Annotated in this window: 18 protein-coding genes; 8 read left to right on the top strand and 10 right to left on the bottom strand. The window is 48.6% G+C overall.

The features are described 5' to 3' along the window. Positions 1-110: 110 nt before the first annotated feature. Together ABIC22_RS26980 and ABIC22_RS26985 are read right to left on the bottom strand one after the other, a co-directional pair. The gene (locus ABIC22_RS26980; RefSeq protein ID WP_354485133.1) at positions 111-1,802 is read right to left on the bottom strand and encodes a COG1361 family protein; all 1,692 of its coding nucleotides are present in this window, start codon (positions 1,800-1,802) and stop codon (positions 111-113) included. Further along, positions 1,799-8,518, bottom strand: coding sequence for a DUF7507 domain-containing protein (locus ABIC22_RS26985; RefSeq protein ID WP_354486117.1), 6,720 nt, complete (start codon positions 8,516-8,518; stop codon positions 1,799-1,801). The genes ABIC22_RS26980 and ABIC22_RS26985 overlap by 4 nt, the downstream gene beginning before the upstream one ends. Before the next feature lie 223 nt (positions 8,519-8,741). On the opposite strand from ABIC22_RS26985, the gene ABIC22_RS26990 reads away from it, so the two are divergent. Further along, positions 8,742-9,866, top strand: a complete 1,125-nt coding sequence (locus tag ABIC22_RS26990; protein WP_354485135.1) for a GGDEF domain-containing protein — start codon at positions 8,742-8,744, stop codon at positions 9,864-9,866. A gap of 85 nt (positions 9,867-9,951) precedes the next feature. Here ABIC22_RS26990 and ABIC22_RS26995 read toward each other — a convergent pair whose 3' ends face one another. Both ABIC22_RS26995 and ABIC22_RS27000 read right to left on the bottom strand, forming a co-directional pair. Next, positions 9,952-10,473, bottom strand: coding sequence for a hypothetical protein (locus ABIC22_RS26995; RefSeq protein WP_127536084.1), 522 nt, complete (start codon positions 10,471-10,473; stop codon positions 9,952-9,954). Positions 10,474-10,500: 27 nt separating this feature from the next. Next, positions 10,501-12,165 carry a diguanylate cyclase domain-containing protein gene (locus ABIC22_RS27000; protein ID WP_354485137.1) on the bottom strand — a complete coding sequence of 555 codons (1,665 nt, stop codon included), beginning with the start codon at positions 12,163-12,165 and terminating at the stop codon, positions 10,501-10,503. A 321-nt stretch (positions 12,166-12,486) separates the two neighbouring features. Between ABIC22_RS27000 and ABIC22_RS27005 the strand changes: the two genes are divergently transcribed. The 6 genes from ABIC22_RS27005 to mnhG are packed head-to-tail and all read left to right on the top strand — an operon-like array spanning position 12,487 to position 18,392. Beyond that, positions 12,487-15,438, top strand: coding sequence for a Na+/H+ antiporter subunit A (locus ABIC22_RS27005; protein ID WP_354485139.1), 2,952 nt, complete (start codon positions 12,487-12,489; stop codon positions 15,436-15,438). 1 nt (position 15,439) lies between these two features. After that, positions 15,440-15,778, top strand: coding sequence for a Na(+)/H(+) antiporter subunit C (locus tag ABIC22_RS27010; RefSeq protein WP_095287534.1), 339 nt, complete (start codon positions 15,440-15,442; stop codon positions 15,776-15,778). Next, positions 15,771-17,249: a Na+/H+ antiporter subunit D gene (locus ABIC22_RS27015; protein ID WP_127536087.1), complete on the top strand. Its 1,479-nt coding sequence runs from the start codon at positions 15,771-15,773 to the stop codon at positions 17,247-17,249. Before ABIC22_RS27010 ends, ABIC22_RS27015 begins: the two co-directional genes overlap by 8 nt. 6 nt (positions 17,250-17,255) lie before the next feature. Further along, positions 17,256-17,732: a Na+/H+ antiporter subunit E gene (locus tag ABIC22_RS27020; RefSeq protein WP_095287536.1), complete on the top strand. Its 477-nt coding sequence runs from the start codon at positions 17,256-17,258 to the stop codon at positions 17,730-17,732. Then, a complete protein-coding gene (locus tag ABIC22_RS27025) occupies positions 17,732-18,016 on the top strand; it encodes a Na(+)/H(+) antiporter subunit F1 (protein WP_095287537.1) in 285 nt (94 codons plus the stop codon). The genes ABIC22_RS27020 and ABIC22_RS27025 overlap by 1 nt, the downstream gene beginning before the upstream one ends. Next, entirely contained in the window at positions 18,000-18,392 is a 393-nt protein-coding gene (gene mnhG / locus ABIC22_RS27030; RefSeq protein ID WP_110822468.1) for a monovalent cation/H(+) antiporter subunit G, read from the top strand. Before ABIC22_RS27025 ends, mnhG begins: the two co-directional genes overlap by 17 nt. Positions 18,393-18,500: 108 nt before the next feature. On the opposite strand, the gene ABIC22_RS27035 is transcribed toward mnhG, so the two are convergent. The 4 genes from ABIC22_RS27035 to ABIC22_RS27050 form a co-directional block, all read right to left on the bottom strand. Continuing rightward, positions 18,501-19,520, bottom strand: a complete 1,020-nt coding sequence (locus tag ABIC22_RS27035) for an alpha/beta hydrolase family protein (protein WP_354485143.1) — start codon at positions 19,518-19,520, stop codon at positions 18,501-18,503. A 288-nt stretch (positions 19,521-19,808) separates the two neighbouring features. Then, complete coding sequence (locus ABIC22_RS27040) at positions 19,809-22,007, bottom strand: MMPL family transporter (RefSeq protein WP_354485144.1); 2,199 nt, start codon at positions 22,005-22,007, stop codon at positions 19,809-19,811. Positions 22,008-22,263: 256 nt separating this feature from the next. Then, the gene (locus ABIC22_RS27045; RefSeq protein ID WP_354486119.1) at positions 22,264-22,884 is read right to left on the bottom strand and encodes a flavin reductase family protein; all 621 of its coding nucleotides are present in this window, start codon (positions 22,882-22,884) and stop codon (positions 22,264-22,266) included. Between the two features lie 166 nt (positions 22,885-23,050). Next, entirely contained in the window at positions 23,051-24,052 is a 1,002-nt protein-coding gene (locus ABIC22_RS27050; RefSeq protein ID WP_354485146.1) for an iron-hydroxamate ABC transporter substrate-binding protein, read from the bottom strand. 250 nt (positions 24,053-24,302) lie between these two features. On the opposite strand from ABIC22_RS27050, the gene ABIC22_RS27055 reads away from it, so the two are divergent. Continuing rightward, positions 24,303-24,899: a hypothetical protein gene (locus ABIC22_RS27055; protein ID WP_354485148.1), complete on the top strand. Its 597-nt coding sequence runs from the start codon at positions 24,303-24,305 to the stop codon at positions 24,897-24,899. A gap of 62 nt (positions 24,900-24,961) precedes the next feature. Here ABIC22_RS27055 and ABIC22_RS27060 read toward each other — a convergent pair whose 3' ends face one another. Together ABIC22_RS27060 and ABIC22_RS27065 are read right to left on the bottom strand one after the other, a co-directional pair. After that, positions 24,962-26,188: a multidrug effflux MFS transporter gene (locus tag ABIC22_RS27060; protein WP_354485150.1), complete on the bottom strand. Its 1,227-nt coding sequence runs from the start codon at positions 26,186-26,188 to the stop codon at positions 24,962-24,964. A 43-nt stretch (positions 26,189-26,231) separates the two neighbouring features. Next, positions 26,232-26,978, bottom strand: coding sequence for a GTP pyrophosphokinase (locus ABIC22_RS27065; RefSeq protein ID WP_127536599.1), 747 nt, complete (start codon positions 26,976-26,978; stop codon positions 26,232-26,234). Positions 26,979-26,981: the final 3 nt, after the last annotated feature.

Below are 26,981 nucleotides of genomic sequence, written 5' to 3' on the forward strand. Positions count from 1 at the left end.
TTGTTTGCCGAGGGCATATTCAATTAGTATACCATTCATTTGCGTTCGTGTAATGTCATGGAAGTCATTTGGAGCAAATTTCCCAATTCATCACTATAAGTTGATTAACGTTATTCATCGCGGTATTCGATCACAATCGTGTACTCGTTCGACCGGGCTTCACCGCTTCTTCTCTGTCCATTGAGTTCATAGGTATACAGGGCAGTCAGGAAACCATTCAGCGTTCCCGTCTCCTCTGGCGATAGCTGCGCTACATAAGAGATGTTTTTCTCCGCACCCGGGGCCAGTTCTCCCAGATGCAGATACCTTGGCGAAGAGTATTCGGGTATGTTCCATTGAACTTGACCTTCCGCTTGACCGCGCCATTTGGCTCCCGGTGGAAGAACGCCTGTCAATTGTACACGAGCAGACAGAGAGCCTGTATTCTCGACGCGGACCTGAAAAATAACGGATCCTCCCTGCTCGACTAAATTGGGGTTTACTTCAACGTGGACCTTAATCATTGGGCTCTTCAGGTAGACTGTTACTTCGTTGGAAGCGGCCATGCGCTGCACCGTACGTGAATCAGGCAATCGATACGTATACAAGAGACGCGCCTGGTTCACCAGCTCGAATGATTCAGGCATCGCAGTCCCGTGTTCAATAATTTTGGCTTCAAATTGAATGTTAATGACAGACCGTGCTGTCATTGTTCCCAGGCTAACGCCTTTGACCGGATTGGCCCCGGGCCGCTTGACTCCATTCCAGCTAAGACTCCCCTCCAGAAAAGTCATGCCGGCTGGCAATGAATCTGACACCTTGGCATCCACCGCATAATTGCTTTCATTCGATATAGTAATGTCATATCGTATGGTGTCATCGACTGAGGCAACTACAGGATGTACCCTCTTTTGAATCGAAATAAAAGGCTGGATGACTTCAAGTGTGACTTCGTTGGAATAAACGATCTCCTGCTTGCCCGCAGAAGTATACTCCAGCACCGCCTGAGTTGGAATGCTCTCAGCATCTCTTACCGAAACAACCTGTACTCGATATTGAATGGTAACCGTACTTCCGGGCTCAATGTCACCGATCTCTATTCCAGAATCGGGGGTCATCTGGGGGGCGAACATTCCATTGATTACAACACTTGCGGGAATAAACACAAGACCAGGAACCAAAGCGATAGTCACCTTGGCACCTGTAGCTGTCAGAAAACCCGGATTGCTCACAACGACACTGTACAAAACAATATCCCCTGAAAAGGTCGGGATATGGTCCGACTGAAGGGCCACCTCCAGACGGGATGAAGCCAGAGTGACCTCAACCGTATTTGAAATTTCTCGCCCTGTAACCGTCCTGCCTTCCGGTGTTAGAAATTCATAGTTTACCTGCGCCTGATTCAACAGCTTCAGTGACGAAGGCAAACGCACAATGGCAACTTGAAAGTGGTAGCGCACTGTAGCTCCAGGTGCCACCTCCGCAGGAGGCAGCCCATGTTCGGGTGATGCTCCCGGTAACGGAATACCATCGCGAAGTACACTGTTCGGAAGGAGTGACGTATCTTCCGATAGCGGGTCGACTACATAAACGATGGCTGTTCGATTCCCCGTATTCCTGACCTCAATCTGATAAGTTAGTGACTGCCCTAGTGCAGCTACAGTCACATTGCAGCCCTTTCTCACTTCCAGTTTGGGCCCAACCCATGGTGTAACTACGGTGTTGGAATAAGCCACCTGTTCCAGTTCAGTCGTACCCGAGCTGAATCGAACCAGTGACTGATTCTGTAGCCAGTGGGACAACGGACCGGAGGATTGGCTCATATCACCACGACCTCTACTCTGAATGTAACGGTAACCGAAGCACCAGCAGCAATCGATCCGAGCGTGATTCCTGTATTTGGATTACCGGTTGGCCGCGGCACTCCATCCACGGTTACACTTCCGGGTACAAACACCGTTCCTACAGGTACTGGGTCCACCATGACCACATTATTGACCACTTCAATGCCGGCATTCGTAACAACAACCGTGTAAGTAATTACATCACCGACAACAGCATCAATGGCGTTTGTGCTTTTGACAACAGTCACGTTAGGTGCAGATACTGGAATCACAAGGACGTTGGAAGACACCGTACCCGTCAACTGACGACCATCCGGCGGACTAAAGGTATAATCGGCCACAGCCTGGTTGACCAGCTGCTGATTCTGCGGTAATGTGTCCACGGTAACTTGCAGGGTGACGGTCACATTAACAGATCCACCTGGTGGTATGGTACCTACCACGATTCCGGCTTCCGGATTGGCACCTGGCTGTGGAACACCATCAATCAAGACACTGTTCGGAAGAAGCACAGCTCCATCCGGAATATTATCCGTCAATGTCAGATTTGCAGCAAGATTTCCGCTATTATTGATGGAGAACGAATAAACGATGGTGTCTCCGATCGTCGCATTGGATGTGTTTGCTGTCTTGGTCACGGCAATGATTGGTTGATAGATCGGTGTGATTACCGTATTCGAGTAAGAAGCACCCGAGAAGACACCCGATGTGAAGCTTACGGATGATTGACTGCTCACAACGGGTGGTGTAGGGAGCGAATTAACACGGACGGCATAGGATACAGCTACTGAGGCGCCGGGTGCAATTGTGCCGAGAGCAATTCCCAGGGCAGGATTAGCCGAGGCACGCGGCACACCGTCCACCAGAACGCTTCCGGTGACAAATGTTGTGGCAGGATCGATCGGATCACTCAGCACTACATTGTTAATGGGATCAATTCCGTTGTTGGTTACAACCATTTCGTATACGATCGTATCACCGACCACCGCATCTACCGCAGCTGTTGTCTTCGTAACACTTACATCCGGAGCAGACACCTGGATGTTGAGTGAATTGGATGTTAGACTGCCACCCAGCGTTCTTCCGTCTGGCAGCGTATACGTAAAGGTTGCGGAAGCCTGATTCGTTATGGACTGGCTCAAAGGAAGGGTGACAATGACGACCGAGAACATGACCATGGTCGTTGTGGAAACGACGCCCAGCGGAATACCCGAAGCGGGGTCGGCCCCCGGTGCTGATGCCCCATTGATTATAACGCTATTCGGTACAAGCTCAGTCCCGGCTGGGATCGTATCGGTCAACGTAACGGATGCCCCGTAGTTCCCTGCATTGGAGATGGCGATGCTGTACACAACGGTATCCCCTACCGTGGCTATTGTCTGATCCCCCGTCTTGACTGCCGTCAGGATCGGCTGAAACACCGGCGTTGTAACCGTATTGGAAAACGTTGTGGCTGAGAACACGCCTGATGTAAAGCTGACCGTGGACTGATTGTTCAAAACTGCACTTGCCGGGAGAGAAGTAACCCGCACACTAAATACAACGGTCACGGTTGCACCAGGCGCGATGGAACCGATGGTTATTCCGGTGGAAGGGTTGGCACCCGGGCGGAGCACACCATCTACAAATACGCCGGTTGGCGCTAGAACGGTGCTGGCCGGTAATGCATCCGTGAAGACTACATTATTCACCGTCGCAATTCCGTTATTCGTTACAGCGACGCTGTACGTCACTATATCACCGACAGATACCGCCGTTGAAGTCGTTGATTTCACCACATCGACGTCTGGAGCTGAAACCGAAATGGTTAGTACGTTGGACAGCACCGAACCTGTAATGGTCCGTCCGTCAGGCAAGGTGAAGGAAAGAGCCACCGAAGCCTGATTCACCAGCTGCTGTGGAGATGGTAAGGTATCCACGACTACAGAAAAAGTAATGGTTGTTGTTGCACCAGCAGCGACAGTCCCTGCCGAAATGCCTGTGGCTGGATTCGCGGCAGGCAGCGGCTGACCATTCACAATGACACTGTTCGGAACGAGAATGGTTCCCGCAGGGATATTGTCCGTCAAGTTAATTTGGGCACCATAGTTGCCCGTATTGGAAACGGTGACCGTGTAGCTAACCGTATCGCCGACCGTAGCGTTTTGTGTACTTGCTGTCTTTTGTGCCGAGAGAATCGGCTGAAATACCGACGTAACCACTGTATTGGAAAACGTCGTGCTTGAGAATGCCCCTGAAGTAAAACTCACAGTGGACCGATTGCTCAACTGGCCGCTTGGGGGAATCGTATCGACACGGATACTGAAAGTAATCGTTGCGGAGGCTCCTGGAGTAAGTGTACCCAGCGATATCCCCCCTGCCGGATTGGCTGCGGGTTGCGCCACCCCGTTCACCGTCACACTGCCTGTGACAAAGGATGCGCCTGCAGGAATCGGATCCGACAATTGGATATTGTTTACGGGGGCTATACCGCTGTTCGTTACCAGAATGGAGTAAGTAACGGTGTCACCTACAGCAGCCGCAGTCGAAGTTGTACTTTTAACGACAGCTACGTTTGGAGATGAAACCGGAAACGTCAGCGTATTCGAGGTAGCTGTTCCTGTTAAGGTTCGTCCGTCAGGAGGTGTAAAGGTAAAGGAAGATGTCGCAAAGTTGCTGAGCTGCTGCGGAGACGGAAGTGTATCCACGACCACAGCAAACGTAACAACTGCGGTTGCTCCAGCTGCTACAACGCCTACCGGGATGCCTGTTCCAGGCGTCGCTCCAGGCTGCGGCACACCAGATACCACAACACTGTTGGCTACAAAAGAAGTTGCAGCAGGAATGGTATCTGTGACGGTAACATTAGCCTGCAAATTGCCTGTGTTGCTGACAGTCACCGTGTATACGACCGTATCACCTACAGTCGCATTAACTGTATTGGCCGTTTTGACAAGTGCAATCTGCGGTTGAATGACCGGAGTCTCTGTTGTATTGGACGATGATGACCCCGAGAATGAACCGGATGTGAAGCTGACCGTCGACTGATTGTTAATCTGCGAAGGGATCGGCATGGTAATCGTCACCTCAAAAGTTACGGTAACCTCAGCTCCTGGAGCCAAAGTACCGATTGGAATGCCGGCGGTCGGATTGGAGAGCGGGAATGAAGTCCCGTTCACAATGACGCTTCCGGGTACAAATGGGGTATTCGGAGGAAGAGGGTTGACATATACCACATTGTTAACGGCTACGGTTCCATTGTTGCGAATAACAGATGTGTACCTGATGACATCCCCGACTACGCCGTACTCTACATTGTCACTGTTAACAATCGTTACATTGGGAAGAGAGACGGGAATAGCGATGGTGTTTGAAGACGAGAAACCGGCAATTGTTCTTCCACTTGGAAGAGTGTAATTGAATGATGCGACCGCCTGATTAGTCAGCTGTCTTGATTCAGGCAAACTTGTGACCGTTGCTACAAAAGTAACCGTTGCGCTTGAGCCAGCCGCGATCGACCCCAGATTAATTCCTGTTGCCGGACTTACACCAGGTGTGGGCACCCCGTTGATAATGACACTGTTCGTACTAAATACAGCTCCGGCTGGAACGGGATCGGTCAAGGTAACCGTAGCTGCAATATTACCTGTGTTGTTGATTTGGATGCTGTAATTAAACGTATCGCCTACCGTCAGATTCGTTGTGCTTGCCGATTTTACCACTTGGATGACGGGCTGAAATACAGGTGTACTAACCGTGATCGATGTAGAAACCCCATTAAAACTGCCCGACGTAAAAGCTGCACCTGCACGGTTGGTAACCGAACCTGTAGATGGAACAGAAGTCACTCTAGCCTGGTAGGTAACAGTGACGCTGCTTGAGCTGTTCAAGGTACCAACAGCAATGCCCGAAACGGGGCTTGCACTTCCCGCAGCTGTTCCATTAATGGTGACACTGCCTGGTACAAATTCTGAGCCGGACGGTGTATCCGAAATCACGAGATTTTGGACTGCACTTATGCCTGCATTGGTTGCAATGACCGTATAGGTGAGGATGTCGCCTACTGTCGCATCAGGTATATTTACGGTTTTGCTAATGGAAATATTCGGCGCTGATGCAGATATGCGAACGATATTGGACTGGCTGCTGCCTGAGAGATTCCGCCCACTGGGTAGTTGGTACGTATAGGTTGCAGTACCCTGATTCTCCAGTGTGGGCGGAGATGGAAGTGTATTGAGAGTAGCGCGAAACACCACCGTTGCCGTGGCTCCAGGCGAAAGACTGCCCAGCGTTATTCCGGTTAATGGGCTGGTTCCCGGACGCGCAGTACCATTCACCGTTACCGAATTCGGAACAAACGTCAGTCCTGTCGGGATGGTATCGGTTACCGTAACTTGGGCTGCTATGTTTCCGCTGTTTGTCACCACCAGTGTATAAGCAAGCTGATCCCCCAGTGTTGCATTCGTTTGACTCGCCGACTTGTTAATGGCGATGATCGGCTGGTACACAGGGGTTGTAATCGAATTGGAGTTGGAAATGCCCGTAAATGCACCTGAACTATAGGACACAGAAGCCCGATTAAGCAGCGAACCTGATGCAGGCAAGGCTTGAACCGTAAGCTGAAACGTCACCGTCGCGGAACTCCCTGCAGTCAGTGTTCCAATGGAGATACCACTATTCGGGTTAGCCGATGCTACTGCCCCTCCCCTTACAGTCACACTCCCGGGAACAAATGATGTTCCGGCAGGAAGAGAATCCGTAAGAATCACATTGTTAATCGGCTGAATACCGCCGTTCGTGGTCACCACGGTATAGGTGAATGTCTCCCCTACGGCTACATCGCTGACCGAAGCCGATTTAACCGCGGTTACATTGGGCAATGTCACCGGAATCGTCAAGGTGTTTGATGCTATTGTTCCTGTTATGGTCCGTCCGTCAGGCGAGTTGAACGAATATGAAGCGGTAGCCTGATCCACAAGGGTTGGCGGTGTAGGCAAGCTTGTGACAAGCACTTGAAAGGTGACAGTATTCGCGCTGCCTGCAGCAAGGCTGCCCAAATTCACACCAGTCGCCGGATTGGCACCTGCAATAACATTTCCGTTCAGGCGGAAGCTGCCTGCTACATACGAACTGCCACTTGGGATGTTATCTGTCAATGTGACGTTCGCCGCAACATTCCCTCCGTTATTTACCTGAAGCGTGTACGTTACCGTGTCACCCACCGTAGCATTGGTAGTACTCCCCGACTTCACAATGGACAGGTTCGGTGAATATACAGGAAGTGTGGAGTTGTTGGAGGGAATTACTCCTGTTATGGTCGGACCTCCTGCCACACTCTGAAACGTAAAAGCCGCATTGGCCGAATTCACAAGCTGCAGAATGCTTGCATCCTGTCCGATAAGCGCCCGGTAGGTTACAACAATACTGCTGGACAGGTTTAATGAACCCAGCGGAACGCCTGCGGTTATATCCAGTGTTGGACGAGATACACCTGCAACTGTGACGCTCCCTGGAATAAAAGTAAGTCCTGCAGGCAATGAGTCCGATAGCACCACACTGGCGGCACTGGCCGTACCTGCATTGGCAACGGTAACCGTATAGAGAATGCTATCCCCTGCTACCGCACCGGTGGCCGTTGATCCCTTCGATACGGTAATTCTTGGTGCGTTAATATCGACCTGAATGGCATTGCCGTTGACGATGTATGCATCTCCCGATGTTGTTAATGTCAACACGGCTGAAGATTGATTGTTAATCAGTCTGGCTGACACATCCACATTGGTTATGTCCCAGCCTTGTCGTCCGCCAGAAATGTTGGAGCCTGGTGCACCGTTGATCTGGTTCCGGGTTCCGAAGGTTCCTGTCGTGTTAAGTGCTCCGGTGTCTCCGTTGATTTGGGAAGCGAAAAAGTTGGCAGCCAGGTTGTTTGGTCCCGACAAGGCAACCGAAGTCGCCGACGTTGGTCCAAATAACGCCTGGTCTCCGGTCCGGTTTGCATCACCCTCCTGCGCACTGAACAGCGCTCTTCCCCCGAGCGTACCAGAGATCGGAGTCGCAAATCCTGTCAGTGTGGTAACTACCGGTGCGGAAGTCGATTGGACAAGCACGCCACCAGCCCGGAGTGACATGTTACGAAAAGGCAGGGCCGGATTTTGATAAATGACGCCTAGTGTCCAGCCTGCATGGTTGGCCGTGGCATCATTGTTAATAACGATCGTTCCTACGACTGCTCCGGTGATATATGTACCGGCTCCTCCACTTTGGACAAGCGACGTAACATTCGCAGAACGTACATAACCTGAGGCGCCGTTCCCCAGATCGAATTGATTGTATGTTGCCGGGTCAGGAGTAACGCTGGATGTCCCTGCAGGGGTGATAAACGTGACCGGATTGTTGATGGCTGCGCTCAGGTTCACATTACCATTTATATAGCTTCCGCCCCAGATCAACTCTGCGTATAGAACAGTACTCCCTGCAGGAAGGACGAGTATTGCAGCTGAGCTGTTACTCTGATACAAGCTTGTTGTACCTGCTGGATATGTCCCATAAGTCAAAGCCGTATTGGTCGTTGTGAATGCCCCAATACTGTCCTGTGTTCCTGGTACCCCTGCCGTTTCAGAACGACTCAAACCAAGTGTATTGCCTGTAAACGTAATTGCTCCCGTAGCGTTGACGGTTGAACGAACGACAAGAGGAATGGAGATCACCTCCTTCATCAAGGATTGTAATCATACTATGAGAACGGAGCCTTGTATCAGTCTATGAGGTTCATTTCCGGAATTTGTTTGTCCCTGTGAAAAGTTTCTGCTTAGGTTCTACGTTTATGTCACTTTGTTTTCACCCATTTAATTAACATTTGCGTTTTGCACAATCTGTTTTATAATCAACTAATACGAGAGTCATTCTGTCGTACCATTATGATGCAGTCAGCGGTGATATATGAAGAGTTTGTCAACACATAACAGTCATATCCCAACAGAATATGAATTCAAGCATTCCAAATGGATTAAAAAAATGCTCCATGCATACTGGGTTGTCGTAATCACACATTTCGTCGTTCAGATCGGCTGTTTCCTCTTTCTGGACTATGATCGTACTCCTGAGGATTTCATCATTTATGTTTTATTTTGGCCCACAGCCTCAAGTATTGCTTCCATTATGATTGCCAGCTGGGTCGACCGGCGCTTCAGCAGTTATTCCTTTTATGCCATGTCGGCCGCCAGTACTGTCGTTGCCTGGACGATCATTCATGTCAATTATGACATTCGAATTATTCAAGCGATCAGCCTGCTGCCCATCTTTACGTCGGTTTTGTTTTTTAGCAGAAAACGGGTCTGGACCGCATGTTTGATGCAAACAACAGGTTATGTTTTGGTTCTGTTTGATTCAGGCTATCGTTCCTATTTGACTTCCTTTGACATGGTCTCCATCCCAGCCTTTCTCATTGTCGGTACATATGTAGCTCAGGTCATTGTCACAAGTGGTGTTGAGGTATTGGATGATCTCAAGGACAGCATGCTGGCCAAGCAGGAACTGATTGTACGAAATGCCATTATGACCAAGCAGTCCAAAACCGATGGGCTTACCAATCTGTATAACCAGAGCTCATTCAAAGACTATTACGATAAAGCATATGAGTATGCCAAGAGCGGTATGAGCCTTCATTTGGCTCTCATTGATATTGATGATTTCAAATCAATTAATGACACCTATGGACATCGGGTGGGCGATATCATTCTGGAGAAAGTTTCCCATGTCATTCAGGAGAACATCACTTCAAGCGATATTGCAGCCCGTTATGGCGGTGAGGAATTCGCATTGCTTATGTTTGAACAGTCCTTCGATCAGGCTTACGCTCTCGTGGAACAGATTCGTCAGAAAATAGCCCTGATGGGCCATTTGGAACTGGAGGGGAATTCCATCACCGTCAGTGTGGGACTCAAAGGTTTCAATGCCCGGCTAACCAAAGAAAAGCTGTTTGAAGAGGTGGATGCCTGTCTATACGCTGCCAAACGGACGGGTAAAAACAAAACCGTGACTTCCCTTGACCTTGTTGAGGTTTAGTAAATAGTAGAGACATCAAAAAAGTTGTACCGCAAACCGAATTCGGTTGTGCAGTACAACTTTTTTTATATCTAGAATATTCGTCTTACTCGGCCCATTCCCAGCGATGGGCATATTGCTCCAACTTGGGATGAAGCGTACCCGGCTGGCCATCAATAAGCAGACGAAGTTTCGTAATCCAGTCCTTGAACGAGTCGAACGATGCAAACAGATTCGCCATTTCAGAGGTGAGGTACAGAAAATGAGGCGCCGGGTATTCAGAAGTCAGATGACGCAGAGCCGAATCCATTGGTGTGTACTTCTTCCTCTTGCCTTCCAGTCCCTCCACCTTAATGCGGAACTCCGTATGATCTCGCTTCCACTCATGCAAGCGGTCCTCTCTCTTATAATACGGCTGTACCCCATCCTTGCTCATGCGCTTGACCGTGTTCTCATGCAGCGGATAAAGTACCAACTGTGTAAATGCGCGCGTATCTGAAGTGACTGCTGCATGTTGAAGTTGTTCATCGGTCACATGCTCGAATGAATCGTAGAAAATCAGTGTACCTTTCCGGCTTGCTGCAGGCGGTTCGTAACCGTACGGAACCGATGTATAATTTCCAGACATGATATTCCTCCAGTCCGTTATAAATGCTTATTTGTTTTGGGTATCCGGCTCATCCTGATCCTTGTTCAAATCCACATAGAATGTCATTTTATTCTTGCCCGAACGCTTCGATTCATACAAGGCTTCATCAGCCATACGGATAATTTCACTCGGATTGCCGCTGTTTGTCGGATACTCGGCACCACCGATACTACATCCAATGTGGATCCGCTCATATTCAATAATAAATGGTTTATTCAAGCTCAGGATAATCTCATCCGCATATGCTTGCGCCTCTTCTTTTGGATTAGCCCCAATGGAACGAAGTACAATGAGAAATTCATCGCCGCCCAAACGAACCGTAATTCCCTTGTCGTGACTTAGGGCCATCAAACGCTGCGCCACTTTTTGAAGCAGGACGTCTCCGGTTTGGTGTCCAAGGGTATCATTCACACTTTTGAATCCATCCAAATCCAGATAGAGGAAAGTCAAAGTATGATCCGTACTCTCCGTTTCAAGTGATTCCTCCAGATACACTTCGAGCGCTGTCCGGTTCGGCAAACCTGTCAGTTGGTCGTAATGGGCCAAATTCTGCATGAAAACAAGTTCCGAATCTTTATTGGTAAGCGCGGTTAGCATGCCCCTGAGTGAGCGGGACAACACTTCAATTTCCTTAATCCCCTTGTTCTCGGGAATCTGTACCTGATCACCTGCACGAAGTTGGTCTGCCACTTTGGTTAATCGTGTGATTGGCGATGAGATTAGGCGAGAAACCAGCCATCCAATGAGGGCAAACAATACGGTAACGGCAAGCCCAGCCCAAACGTTAAACCATAACATGTCGGATACGGAAGCAAAAGCCGTTGATTTGAGCTGGCGAACGACAACAGTCCAGCCAAGACCCGGATAATCCAGATGACCCTGGCTGTATGCGAGTCCGGTAACATATTCCTTTCCGTCAGCCCACTTCTCTATGGACCAGCTGGTCTTGTTGATCTCCGCTGTTTCCATTCCCGACAACTTCAAAGGTTTTCCAACCCATTCGTCAGGACCAAGCAGCACCGTATGCTCTCTCTTGCTCACAATGAACAATTCAATGTCCTTCTCCCGGTATTTCAAAGGCTCCAGAACGCCTTTCTCCACTTCTTTGGCCCATTCCCAGCTTAAATGCGCAGCCAGTACGCCTGCAACCTCACCATTTTTATATTTCAAAGGAAAGCTGATATCGACAAATTGCAGTGGTTCTCCTGTTGGATTCGGAAGCAGCTTGGCCAGAAGCACTGCATTATGTACGTCTCCGATAAACTTACCCTTGATTCCTTCCTGATACACAGGCCGTTCAGATAAATCTTCACCGCGCAATATACCGTCCGTTGAGGCTAACACTTTTCCTTTCGGATCCATGAATCCAACCCAGGAGAATGAGGGAAAGCTATTTTGTAGCTGATCCAACAGCATCTGGATATCAGCAGGTTCGAAGCGATCTTCAAGTGCAGCCATCTGGCCAAGAAGATCCAGTTCCCCTGAACGCGCCCACATGAAGCGATCCAGCTTGTCTGTTGTTTGAGAAGCCGTGCCGGTCAGTGAATGACCGATCTCGGTTTCAACAGCAACCGCTGATTTTTGACTGAAAATATAACCGATCGTTAATGTCACCAGCAAAGACAATATAGCGAAGGTCACGGTAAGTATGGTTCTGAGTTTGTAAGACATGTTGGCCTCCAATAATCGGTGAAACCATCCTGCTTCTTTAACACGAAACATGCTGTAAAGGGCACACGCGATGTCACCTATTCGTTTTCATCTTTATCGGAAATAATGACTTGTTTTATTATACATGCCTTGTGCATAATACGATTCCATTTGCTCCGTCAAAAATAACCGTGTTTCTTCCATTCAAAGAATAGTCACGATTCTGTATATACATACTTGGGTTATGAATATAGAGAGCAAGCATATCATCCTATGATGAAATGATGATTCAGCATGTTTGTCGAACAGAGAGAACTTCAACTAGAAATTGGGGGTGTAATATTGAGCCTGCTTCATCTTGCTGTGATTTTCCCTTTCGCCATGGGGATTTTACTTACGATGCTGAACCGCTTCTTCCGTAGAATACATATGGGGTGGCCGGTTCTTATTGTTCCGGCGGTGTTGTTCGGTTATTTTGCAAGCCTCATTCCTGCCGTGTCTCAGCGGAATATGGTCTCCGGTTATGTGCCCTGGATTCCGTCTCTGGACATTGGATTTAATCTATATCTGGATGGCTTAAGTCTGCTGTTAACACTACTTATTACCGGGATCGGGGTCCTGGTGGTGTTTTACTCCATTTACTACATGGACAAAAAAGAGGATTTGAACCGTTTCTACCTGTATTTGCTCATGTTTATGGGGGCCATGCTGGGCGTTGTACTGTCCGATAACATGATTGTATTGTACGGATTCTGGGAACTGACAAGTATCACGTCTTTCTTGCTGATCGCGTTTCATTACAAACGCAAAGCTTCCACTTCAGGCGCACAAAAGTCGTTTTTGATTACCGTATTTGGCGGGTTCGCCATGTTAGCGGGATTCATGATGATGTACTTGATGACTGGAACGTTTAGTATCCGTGCAACCATTACGGAATGGGGACAGATTCAGGATAGTGCATTATTTTTGCCTGCACTGGTGCTGATCCTGATCGGGGCATTTACCAAATCCGCGCAGTTTCCCTTCCACATCTGGCTGCCGGATGCGATGGAAGCTCCAACACCCGTCAGTGCATATCTGCATTCGGCCACAATGGTTAAGGCTGGCTTGTACGTTATAGCCCGCTTCACGCCCATCTTTGGGGGAGAGGGAACCTGGTTTTGGCTGGTCACTGGCGTAGGCCTCCTGACCTTATGTTATGGATCATTCCTTGCTGTGAAAAAGAACGACCTGAAAGCCATTCTCGCATATTCCACGATCTCACAGCTTGGATTAATCATGTCCCTGCTTGGCATCGGCTCCGCAGCACTCTACTTCGGTTATGGCGAGTCTTCTGCCGTCTATACAGTTGCAATTACAGCTGCCCTGCTTCATCTTTTCAATCACGCAACCTTCAAGGCAGCACTATTTATGGTCGTCGGTATTGTCGATCATGAAACAGGGACACGCGATATTCGCAAGCTCGGAGGACTGGCTTCCTTTATGCCTGTCACGTTCACTGTAGCGCTAGTGGGCGCACTTGCCATGGCGGGTATTCCGCCTTTCAACGGTTTCTTGAGTAAAGAGCTGTTCTTCCAAGCCATGGTTGAAGTGACACATCTGCGTATCTTCGGACTTGGTTCGTGGAGCATCCTATTGCCTGTACTCGCTTGGCTCGCCAGTGTATTTACTTTAATCTATGCGCTGATCATCGTGTTCAAAACGTTCCTCGGTAACCGCCGCACGGAGCTTCCGGCGGAGAAGCTGCATGAAGCTCCGGTTGGCATGCTGATTCCTCCGGTAATCCTCGGTGTACTTGTCATTACATTCGGACTTTTCCCGGATCTGCTGGCTGGATCGCTTATTGAGCCGGCGATGGCCTCCGTGCTTCCAGCGCTGCTGGACGGAAACGAGCATTTTGATGTTCACTTCTCCTTATGGCACGGAATAACACCGGAATTAATCATGACCATCGGTGTCATCATTCTTGGTATCACGTTGTATAAACTGTTACCTCGCTGGAGAAATGTGTATGAACATTACCCGCAGGGCCTGACCATTAACAATATGTATCATGTCATTCTGGATAATGTGCAGCATTATGCTCGCAAATGGACAGAAGCTTACATGAACGGATCAGTCCGCAATTACCTGGTGTACATCTTCTCGTTCACCGTTGCACTGCTTGTATATGCCTTTTTCCGCTCCGGCGAGAATATTACCTGGAATTTCAAAGGGCATGCTCCCTTCTCATTCTATGAAGCGGTGCTGCTTGTCGCCCTGATTGCTGCTGCAGTCTCCATTCCTTTTGCGAAAAACAGACTCTCTGCGGTCATTATGACTGGTGCTGTCGGGTACCTGGTTACGCTGTTATTTGTATTGTTCCGTGCACCCGATCTGGCATTAACCCAGATGATTGTGGAGACCGTGTCGGTTGCGCTGTTCCTGCTGTGCTTCTACCATCTGCCTGAACTTCAACGCGGACGGTCCAGCCGCAGGTATCTGAGCGTAAACATGATTGTCGCTATTGCGGTGGGCATCGTCATGACCTTCGTAGCCCTTGCCGCAAGCGGAACAGCTTCCCTGGAGAGCATCTCCACTTTCTTCATTCAGGAGAGCTATAACCTTGCAGGCGGCAAAAACGTGGTTAATGTGCTGCTCGTAGACTTCCGCGGCTTTGATACAATTCTGGAAATCATGGTGCTGGGGGTAGCCTCACTATCCATCTATTCCATGATCAATCTGAACCTGGAAGCCAAGGATCTCGGAGCGCGATTGAAGTTCCGTAAAAAAGAAGAAAGCAAAGATGACGATAATCTGGATGACGAAGCGGATAATACGAAAAAATATGGAAACCAGGAACAAAGCTCCTCCACTTGGGATACCGTTCCCTTACAGAGTAACGATGTGCTGCTGCAAACGACAACCAAAGTAGTCGTCTTTATCATTCTGACGTTTGCGCTGCATTTGTTCTTCGCAGGACATCATAATCCGGGCGGCGGTTTCATCGGAGGATTGGTCACGGCTGCTGCACTGGTCTTGATTGCTCTTGCATTCAGTACGGATACGGTACGCAAGGCGCTGCCGATCGATTTTCGTACGTTGACGGCTGTCGGATTGGCCATTGCCCTCTTGACGGGCGCCGGTTCCTTCTTATTCGGGGTTCCCTTCCTCAGCCAGACCTTCGGTTATTTCGAACTTCCTTTGCTGGGAGAGACCGAGCTTGCTACTGCGATGCTGTTCGACCTCGGCGTGTATATCGCTGTCCTTGGCGTCACCATGACCATCATTCTACAGATCGGGGAGGATCGCTGATATGGAAATATTGATGTGCGTTGCCGTTGGCATACTGTTTGCCGTCGCCGTCTTTTTAATCTTGTCACGGAGCCTGCTCCGTATTGTGTTAGGCATGTCCATCCTCACCCATGGGGTGCACCTGCTGCTGATTACGATGTCACGGCTTAAAACGGGTGCTCCTCCTCTACTCGGGGAAAAGGCGGAAAGCTATGTTGATCCGCTGCCACAGGCGCTGATTTTGACTTCCATTGTCATTAATTTCGGGCTAACCGCTTTCTTCTTTGTTCTGTCCTACCGATCTTATCTAAAATTGAGAACGGACGACATGGAAGAAGTAAGGGGGCGTCCATATGAATAATCTTGTGGTTCTACCTTTGCTGCTGCCGCTAATAACAGGTGTTATAACCATTCTGTTTTTCCGTAAAGTCCGTATACAGCGCATAGTCAGTGTCATTGGGACACTATTGACCGCTGCTGCATCAACCGTATTAATTACACAGGTGGCGAGTTCCGGCGTACAGACCCTTAATATGGGCGGTTGGGCCCCGCCATACGGTATCGTTCTTGTTGCTGATATGGTATCTGCCCTGCTCGTTGTGGCTGCTTCCATCATTGCTCTGGCATGTTTGCTGTATGCTTTTCGAAGCATAAACCAAGAGCGGGAAGAACATCATTTTTACGTCTTCTTTCATTTTCTGATTGCAGGCGTGAACGGTTCTTTTCTGACAGGTGACCTGTTCAACCTCTTTGTCTGCTTTGAACTGATGCTGATTTCTTCCTATGCACTTATCGTACTGGGAGGAACGGAAAGACAACTCCGAGAGACGATCAAATATGTCTTGATTAACATCGTGTCATCCGCATTGTTTGTTGCCTCTATTGGCTTCCTCTATTCGATAACAGGCACGCTGAATATGGCGGACTTGTCCAATCGGATTGCCGAAGTGGGTCAGAGTGGTGTAATTACACTGATTGCTGTCCTGTTTCTCATTGTGTTCAGCATCAAGGCCGGCCTATTCCTTTTCTTCTGGCTGTCCGGCTCCTATGCAGCTCCCCCTGCCGTGGTAACGGCTTTGTTCGCCGGATTGCTGACCAAAGTAGGGCTGTATGCGATTGTGCGCACATTCACGCTCATTTTTTATCATGATCCGGATTTCTTCAATGCTCTCATCGGCTGGATGGCTGGCGCAACCATGATTCTCGGGGTTATTGGCGCCATCTCCTATCGTGACGTGAACAAAATTTTGGTCTATAACGTGGTTGCAGGTGTCGGGTTTGTGGCCTTCGGCATGGCCGCTGCAAGTCGTCAGGCTCTGGAAGGGCTGCTCTTCTACATGCTGCATGACATGTTGATCAAAACGCTGCTCTTTTTGCTGGGAGGTGCCTTGATCGCCGTTGCGGGTACATCCAAACTTGAAAACATGGGTGGATTGCTCCATCGTTATCCGCTGCTTGGATGGATGTTCTTCATCAGTGCACTTGCACTGGCCGGTATTCCTCCATTCAGTGGTTTCCCGGGTAAGCTGCTGCTCTTCGAGGGTGGCTTGCAGGCCGGCCTTTACGGTCTTACGGGAATTGCGGTACTCTCCAGCCTGCTGATGCTCTACTCGGTCCTCCGTATTTTCATTCAGGCCTTCTGGGGCGAACCGCCAGCAGGTATCGTTAGACGGCCTTACGCGGTAAACGGACTCTTAATCCCTGCCGGCATCCTGTTCATATTTATTATCGTCATGGGCTTGGGGGCTGAAGGAATGTTTCAGCTAACCTCCCGCGCAGGCGACATTCTACTGCATCCCAATCTTTATATTGATGCAGTATTGAAGGAGTAGATGCTTATGGCCTTTCAGATCATACTGAATCTGATCATTGCCTTTGTATGGATGTTTCTGAACAATGCCTGGAATGGCGTTGGTTTTCTTATTGGTTACCTGCTCGGTCTACTGTTAATCGGAAGTATGCGGCGGTTCTTCCCCCAACGCTTCTATATCGTTCGAGTCTGGGCCATCATGAAGCTGCTCTACCTGCTGTTCAAGGAATTAATACGAGCGAGTATTGAGGTTATACGCCAGATCATCAAGCCCAGGCTTGAAATTCGTCCTGGCATTTTTACCTACCGGACTCAATTGTCTTCCGACTGGGAGGTTACCTTTTTATGCCTCCTCATCTCGCTCACACCGGGATCGTTACCACTTGAGATATCTGGGAATCAACGGAAGCTGTTCATTCATGCACTGGATATCAAGGATGAACAAAAAATGAGGGATGATATCAAAAATACGTTTGAAAAAGCCATTATGGAGGTGACGCGATAATGCTATCCTCAATGTTGTTTATATCCCTGCTTGTACTGTCCTTGGCCATCCTGGGTTGCTTGTACCGTGTGCTGCGCGGTCCTTCCATGGCTGACCGGATTACAGCTCTGGATACCATCGGCATTAACGTCATCGCCATTGTGGCTGTGCTGTCCATGATGCTTCACACGCAGGCCTATCTGGATATCATTCTGCTGATTGGTATTCTTGCTTTTCTCAGTACAGTCGCATTCGCACGATATATTGAACGGGGGGCGGTGTTCAAAAATGAAGGAGATCGTTAATGGAACCGCTGAAATTGCTATCGGTCTGATTGTTCTGTGCGGAGCTTTACTGAGTGCACTTAGCGCCTTTGGACTGATACGATTACCAGATGTTTACCTGCGTGCGCATGCCGCGACTAAAAGTACAACACTCGGTGTGTTTTGCGTACTCATCGGAACATTTTTCTTCTTCTGGTACTTCGATAACTACATTAGTGCACGCGTACTTCTTGGCATTGTGTTTGTCTTTATTACCGCTCCGGTTGCCGGGCATCTGAATGCACGCGCAGCATATCGGACAGACGTTCCACTCTGGGAGCAGAGTGTACAGGATGAACTTGAACCGCTGCTCAAAGGTAAAAAAGTCAACCATGAGGCCAAGGATATGATGGAATGATGAAGGTCCCCTTTTTCCATATTTGAAAAATCATAAACAACCCCGCAGCATACGCACCAGAGGCGTGTAGCTACGGGGTTATTTTTCATGTTCAGTGACGCGTTTTTTTTATAAAAACCTGTCCAGCCAATCATACGCCTTGGCGCCACTGATTTCGTGCCCGCCTGTGAAGAAGTCTGCACCCAGAACATCTTGTGCACCCTCTTGTGCATAGATCTCCTGCAACCTTGCGAACGTTTCCCTTGCCGCAGCCTGTGGAAACACCCGATCCTCACTTCCTGCTTCAATGAATAATGGTCTTGGCACTATCAGTCCGATAATATCCGGCAACTCCGCTTCCCGCAAGATGCCTGGAATGTAATTATCAAGACAGTGGTTCCGGTCCAGAATACTTGCTTGAAAGGTGCTGGCATATCCGCTGATGACCGTGGCCCGGAATCTGGCATCCAGCGCAGCAGTAAAGGCAGCAACAAGCCCTCCACCCGAGATGCCCATGATTCCAATCCTCTCTGCATCAACTTCAGGGCGGGTAGACAAATAATCGAGTACCCTCATCGTCTCGTAGACACGATGTCCGGCCAGTGTCTGTCCGGCCATGAGCAGATGGGCTGCAATCTTCGTGCAGGAGCTAATTCCTGGCGGTTCATCCTTATCCTCATCCAGTCTTCGATCACCGAATCCGAGCAATTCTGGAGCGGCAACCATGAACCCTCGCTGCACCAGGGATACGGCAAAATCCTTATGCAGTCCCGGTGCGGCGGTTCGAGGTGAGCCGTCAGGCTCCATGCCGCTTATCTCCCGGCTCCCATAACCATGGCCATGACAGGCAATCATGGCAGGAACAGGTGTATTTGTGTTACTTAACTCATTAGGAATCAATATGTATATTGGCATTCGCAATCCTGCATAGGTCGTTATTTCCACGCGTTCTCTTACGTAACCATCGCAGGCAATACGCTCCAGCACGACAGCTTGCAGCTCTGCATCCTCAACCGGGAAACCACCAAGTCGTTCACGTATTCCCGAACGCAGCTGTTCACTCCACTGTTCCAGAGGCTGTCCTGCCTGATATGCATAACGTCCGCGCTCAGTCGTTTGTTGTTGCAGATATGATTCAATCGCAGTCATTAATGGTATACCTCCTTGTTCATTCGCTGCATCAATCCATATGAAATAAAACATAATTGATGAACTAAACGGATCAAATCCGTACTATTTTCCAGTACATTATAGTGCAAGCCCATGGCCTATGAATTTAATATTCATGCCGCATTAACCCAAAACCCTGCTATTTTTATGAAAAAAGAGACATCCCCTATCCTGCAAAGCAGACTTCAGGAATCTCCCTTTATCATATGGTGACTACCTTATAGGAACATTTTGCACACTTGGTAATCAGACCATGTTCATCAAGCGTTATGTTTTTTGTCCTGGGAGCCACCAATTCCATTTCCCCATCAGCTTCATTAGTGCTGGCACGAGCAGCAAACGAATGACTGTGACATCAATGAGCACCGCAGCAGTAATGCCAACGCCAAGCTGCTTCACTCCTTCCACATCTCCAAAGGCAAAAGGTATAGTCACAGCAAGCAGAATGGCTGCAGCCGATGTAATCAGTCGACCCGTTGATGCGAGTCCCTGCATGACCGCCTGGTCACTATCTCCTGTCAGACGATACATCTCCTGTATCCGGCTGAGCATAAATACGCCATAGTCCATTGAAATGCCGAAGACAAGTCCAGCGATAAACACCGGAATCATGATGGCAATCGCCGAGGGCTCCATCCCCAGATGCCCCTGATTGAAGACCAGCACCAAGACTCCAAACGAAGCTGTCAGGCTGAGTATATTCATCAGTATTGCTTTGATTGGAATCAGCAGCGAACGAAATGCCATCAGCAGTACAATGTAATTAGATACGATTACGAAAACCAGCACCTTGGGCATCTGTCCCAAAATTTCCTGCATAATCTCAACTTGGGAAGCAGCTTCTCCGCCATAACGAATAGGTATCCCCTGAGCGCCTTGTTGCGCGTCCCGTTCATTCATCATGTTCAACCAGTTTGCAGCTTGTTCTGATCCTGGTGCTCCCTTGATGGTCGCCACCAGACGAATAGCATCCTCAGATACGTATGAGGAGAGAAGCGAATCGTGCAAGATCAGCTCGCTGCTCGCGCCTCCAATCTGCGAGGTTCTGTTCTGTCCTGGCCTGTACTTCTGATCCATTCCCCAGACAGATTCAATCTGAAGAACATTCTCATCCTTTTGCAATTCCCTTACCTTTCGAAGTGCCGTATTCCAGTGTAATGGGGTTAGCCTCTCTCCCGTTCCTCCGATGAGGATGTCAACGGAAGCGATGTCCTTTTGAGCGAAAACCTGCTGCATCCTCTCTGCTGCTTGTCTGGATTCAATGGTTGCGGGCAATGAGGTTGCGTCCGGAATCGCCATCTCCAACTGCCTAACCGGAAGCACGCAGAACAGCAGAATACCTGTACCCAACAAGGTCATCCGTATCGGTCGTTTCATCACTGTGCCAAACCATCGAAGCCATATGGAGGGCTTACGCAGCGGCGTACGATTTGAAAATTGCTTTTTTCGTTTAAAGATCCTCTGGGCATAGAGGGTAAGAATGGCTGGCAGCAAGGTCACATTGATTAACACAGATATCATCAGCACCGTCATGGCACCAAGCGAGACACTCAGAAACATGGGAAGTCTGATCCAGACGAGCGACAACAGACCAAGCAGCACACAAGCGGCAGAAAACAAAACAGCCCTTCCGGCTGTACGCAGTGTCCTCTGGATAATCTCATACGAACCATGCCCATGATCATGCGGAGACAACTGCATCTCATCCCTGAATCTGCTTAGAATGATGAGCGCAAAATCGATGCTTAACGCCATTCCCACCATCGGTATGACATTAATGACGAAATTCGAAAGTTCCACGTAATGCCCCATAAGAGAGGTCAAACCCATGGCTGTGACCACACCGACGATCCCCATAAATACCGCAACAAGAGCTGCATATAAACCTCGAAAAGCAAAACACAGAATAACCAGGGCAATGGGTAAGCCAACGATTTCCGCACGCTCCAGATCCCGAAAGCTCAATTGATTCACATCCTGCTGAACTACGGGCTTGCCGGTTAAACGAATCTTTCCTTGATCACCTGCTGTATTCAGAGAACGAAGCTGCTCGGTGGGAGCATTCATCCGGTGCGCCGGTACATCAAAATCCAGGAGTGCATATGCCGTGCCATCCCGCATCATTGCGCTTCTTCCAGCCTCAAGCGGAGATATTATGGTTGTAATATGAGGCAGCGTGGCTACCTCCTGTAAATGTCTGTTGACCCAATTCCGAAATTCTGCTTGAGAGGTGCCTGTGTGCTTTTCATAAACGACAATAATCGGATCATCCGGAATTCCGAAGTCTTGCTTGAGAATACGTTCAATATGCTGTGCATCTCCATGAATCCGTATCAACCCATGATCCTGAAGAACACCGGGCAGATTCCATGCCCATACGGCGGATACCCCGATAATAAAAACCCAGCTGATCATGATGAACCGTGGATATCGGCCTATGAGGTAAGCAAGGCTGCGATAACCCATATCCAAGCTCCTCTTCTATCAGATTGGCATTTCATTCTTCATTTATGATGGCTAGCAGAGCCTACAATACAATCAAGTAACACACTAGAATAGTACAAGTCTATTCAACCCAGAATGAGTTTATGTTCAGCAAACAAGGAAAGACGGACAAGACCTACACGTTCGCACAGGTTGTCCGTCTTGATTAATCGATTTAGATAACTAACATGAGGATTTTATATGAAAAGCTGAAAAGTAAATGACCAATTGGATGACCTTATACAGGCCGAACTACCGTAAATCGCTCACCAAGTTTAGCGTAATCATTGCCCGCAAGCCGGCTTACGGGTTTAAGGTGATCCATCAAAATGTAGTGATGAACGGGGTCATACACTTTTTCATTAAAGTGATACTGTACGATGCGAACGAGAAGCAGATCCGTTACAGGTTTTCCTTCGTCATTAGACACCGGAATATGCTGATACAGACGACATTCCATGCGAATCAGTGCTTCCTGTATTCCGGGCACCGCCACAACTGAACTTGGTACCGTCGTCAGGCTAGTTCGCTCCAGCTCGCTCTCATGCGGCTCAAGGAGTGCTGCTGTCTCGTTCATTTCGTTAACGATTGATTCGTCGCAGATATGTACGACAAGCTCTTGCCCTGTAATCGCATTGCGGGCGGTATCTTTCATCACTCCATCCTTACGGTTAATGGAAATGGACAACAACGGCGGATCGGAGCTAACGACATTAAAGAAACTGAACGGAGCTGCATTCACGACGCTGCCGTCCTCTGAAATGGTTGTGACAAAAGCAATCGGTCGCGGAACTACCGAACCACTCATCAATTTATAATTATCCCTGCTCGTCAGATCATTTGGATTCAATGTATACATCATAGACCTATCCCCCTTCTTAATCGGGAACGGATGGTTCCCATACGGACACTGTTACTTCGTAAGTATATATCGGGTTATACTAAAAAAACAAAAAACTCCCTGATGCCCATGGACACCAGAGAGTTGTACGATGACTTGCAGCACATATCATGTGCCATTTCATTTATTTAACAATGCTTTTCTGAATATCTTCCAGAATTATAGTGTTTGCTTGCACTCCGCTATACAACCAGCTGCTCGTGCTCTCAAACTCGTATACTTCTCCATTTTTCACAGCAGGAATACTTTGCCACACTGCGTCTTTCAACGCTTCTGCCCCTGTTCCCTTATCACTGTTAACCAGGAAGAGATAGTCAGCATTCATATCTGCGATTCTTTCCAACGAAACCTCGGACCAGTTCCCTGTTGCTTTTGCCGATATTTCCTTCACAACTTCAGGCTGCAGCAGCCCGAGTTCATTGTACATGACTTCACCACTGGAGACATTGTTACTAACAACATAAAACTTGTTATTGAAGAGCCAGAGTGCCGCTGCAGTTTTTGTACCACCTGTTGCGGCAGCAACCTTTTCCTTAATTTCTTTTGCTTTTGCATCATAATCGTCAAGCGCTTTTTGAGCTTCATCTGATTTGTTCAACAGCTCGCCTATTTTCAAAAGAGCCTGACGCCAATCCTTGTTCACATCATCACCGAGTACATAAGTTGGGGCAATTTTATTGTATTGTTCGTACTTCTCCCCTTCTACTGTACTTTCTGAACCCATAATGATCAGGTCCGGCGAGAAGCTGGCAACAGCCTCAAAAGGAAGTTCACTTGCAATTGTAGGGACTCCATTCAGAGTTTCTTGAAGATAATCCTGCACACTGCTGCCATCATGGGCTGACCACTGAGCAGCAGGCTTCACGCCAAGTGTTACCAGATGATCTTCCAGATAAGATGCAATGACACGCTGCGGATTAGCCGGGATCGTTACATCATGACCCTGAGCATCTTTTACTGTGCGTTCTGTTGGAGCTTCTGTCTGTATCTCAGTCTCCGTTGTAGTATTTGTCTCTCCTGCTGCAGTTCCATTATCTGCGGATTTCGTTCCGCATGCAGCCAGCCACAATGACATGACCATAATCGCGATTAGCAGCATGATTCCTTTTTTATTACTCTTCAACACGTGATTATCCCCTTTCATGATGAACATCTCAATATGAGCTGGTATGGCAATTTTAAAAGAGCTCTATACCCTTCCGTATATCAACCCTGTATGTACTTGTCCATTTCCATTGACAATGATAATTGTTATCAACTGAGTTGTCAATCCGGTTTTTCCTTTACCACGTTCGATAGCTCGTGATCCATTCACCTTTGGGCGAACGCCGCCATATGATGTTTTCAGAATACGACGACAGGAAGGATGTTCGTAGATGGATTACATCAATCATACCTATGCAGGTTACGGTGGTGAAGACCGCTCTGTACAGTTTCCTCCATTATTCCCGGGTGGCAGCCAGGGAGGGCAGCCCATCCAAGGAATTCCCGGAGGACAGGGATCTTTTCCCCCATACTTTCCAGGTGGAAGCATCGGCGGACAGCCACCGTTCTTTCCAGGAGGCGGTCAAGGTACGGTTCCAGGCGTTCCCGCACAGTTGTCGCAAGGCAATCTGCCTACCCTGTTAAGCGCCTATCCACGTCCGGTTGGGCAGCCACCAGCGGAGATGGTATTTCTCTACAATCTGATCAAAAGCAGCCCCGGGCTTCTGCCGTTGTTTATCCAGCAGCAACCACAGAATTTGACCCAGGCTTTGCAATTCGCCCAAACAGGCGTAGCTGCCCCAAGGGATCAGAATCAGCGTGTACTGCAGAACTTTTGTTACAACCGTTGGTCCCTTGTATTCACCTACAATGACGTTTTTCTCATGTGGCCTGTCACTAATATCTTTGGTTTTGTCATCGGTTACTTCTATCCGTTCCTGACCCCTGGCATTTTGCTCAATACGCAAATCTTGTTCGCTCTTTGCTAACACACAAGCGCCCCACCCGAAGTTTAGACCTTCGAATGGGGCGCTTAGATATTTATATAGGATTAACGGGTCTGCTGACGGTGCCCACGCTTACCGACCATAACCAGATAGAGCAGTAAAGCCCCAAGGTCGGCACATGCGATAACGATCCCCATTGGCACCGCGGTTCCCTCTCCTCCCAAGCCTACGAGCGGAGCTACAATCCCGCCAAACAGGAATGTCATGACCCCTATAAGTGCAGAGGCACTGCCAGCTGACTTCTCCTGGTTGGCCATGGCCAGCGCGAAGGAAGCCGTGTTGACGAGACCCACACTGGAAACGACAAGAAATAACGGAACCAGGATGGAGAACAGATTTCCTCCCAATAGGATCGCAATGAGCAGAGATGTGCCTCCCACAGCTGCCGCAACGAGGCCAGCTATGAGCAAACGCGTTTCGGACACTTTACCCGCCAATCTCCCGGCAATCTGGCTTGCCAGAATGATTCCGAGTCCATTAACGGCAAAGCAGATACTGAACATTTGCGGAGAGACGCCGTAAATCTTTTGCAGTACAAATGGGGAACCCGATATATACGCGAACATTCCCGCTGCCACAAATCCTTGAGTCAATGCATAGCCCATGAACAGACGGTCGGCTGCGATTTGCCGGAATGTGACCAAGGTCTGCTTCAACCCTCCGCTGGATCGTCGTTCGGACGGCAGGGTCTCTCCAAGTCCAAATATAACGGCCAGTAACGTAAGCACCCCAATAATACTCAATAAGATAAAGACACCACGCCAGGAAGTATAAGCGAGCAGCTGCCCACCGATAATCGGTGCTGCGATAGGCGCTACCCCGTTAATAAGCATCAGCAGGGAGAAGAACCGGGTTAACTCCGGACCCGAATACACATCTCTTACCACTGCACGGGAAATAACAATTCCGGCTGCGCCCGCAGCCCCCTGAATAAAACGCAGCACAACAAAAGAACCCATTGTCGGACTCACCAGACATAGTATGGAAGCAATCGTATATAGCACAAGTCCTGCAATAAGCGGCGTACGTCGTCCTCGTACATCACTAAGGGGACCTGCCAGCAGTTGCCCTGCAGCAAGCCCGACCATACAGGCTGTTAAGCTGAGCTGTGCATACGAAGGAGAGGAACTGAAATCCTCAGCCAGTGTAGGCAGTGCGGGCAGATACATATCCAGAGACAACGGACCGAAGGCAGACAGTGTCCCCAATATTAAGGCCATACGCACACGTGATGATGATTGATTATTTAAGGATGCTGATGAACTATTCATAGGGATTAAACTTGTTCCTTTCCTTACGATGTTTCCTGTTTACTTAGTGTTCTCCGTCACCAAGCAGACGAAGCAGGTTGGATGGCAGTGTAAACTGCTGATTGTTAATGATAATGCGGCGCAGCTCCTCCTCATCCCGTTCATTCTCTGCATCCTTGATCTCTTGAATCTCCCGATGAAGCCTCTCCATCTGTTGATCAAGGGCATTGGCGGAATCTGCTGCACTTTTTAATTCCTTGGTCAGATGTTCAGGAACGTCCTTATTGTATTTATAAAAGATTTTATGTTCAAGGCTCGCCCAGAAATCCATGGCAATGGTACGGATCTGAATCTCAACGCAGGCACGCTCTTCACCATTGGACATATAAACAGGTACATCTACCAAAAGGTGCAAGCTTTGATATCCATTGGGCTTCGGATTCTGGATATAGTCCTTCACTTCAAGCACACGCAGATCGCTCTGATTGCACAGCATATCCTTGATCCGATAGATGTCCGAGATAAAGGAGCATGTGATACGAACGCCGGCAATGTCCTTGATATTTTTCTTGATGCTTTCGAAGGTCAGCTCGTGATTTTTGCGAAACATCTTATTCATGATGCTTTCAGGAGACTTCAATCTGGATTTCGTATGCTCAATCGGGCTGTAATCATGCAAGGACTGAAACTCTTCCTTTAAAACTTCAATTTTGGTTTCCATCTGATCGAGAGCAAATTTATAAATCATCATGAATCTGGTAATTTCGTATTTGAATTTCTTGAATTGGTCAATCGGATGTGGAGCGTTCATCAT

The sequence above is a fragment of the Paenibacillus sp. PvP094 genome, from assembly GCF_040546835.1.
GTDB lineage: Bacteria > Bacillota > Bacilli > Paenibacillales > Paenibacillaceae > Paenibacillus > Paenibacillus illinoisensis.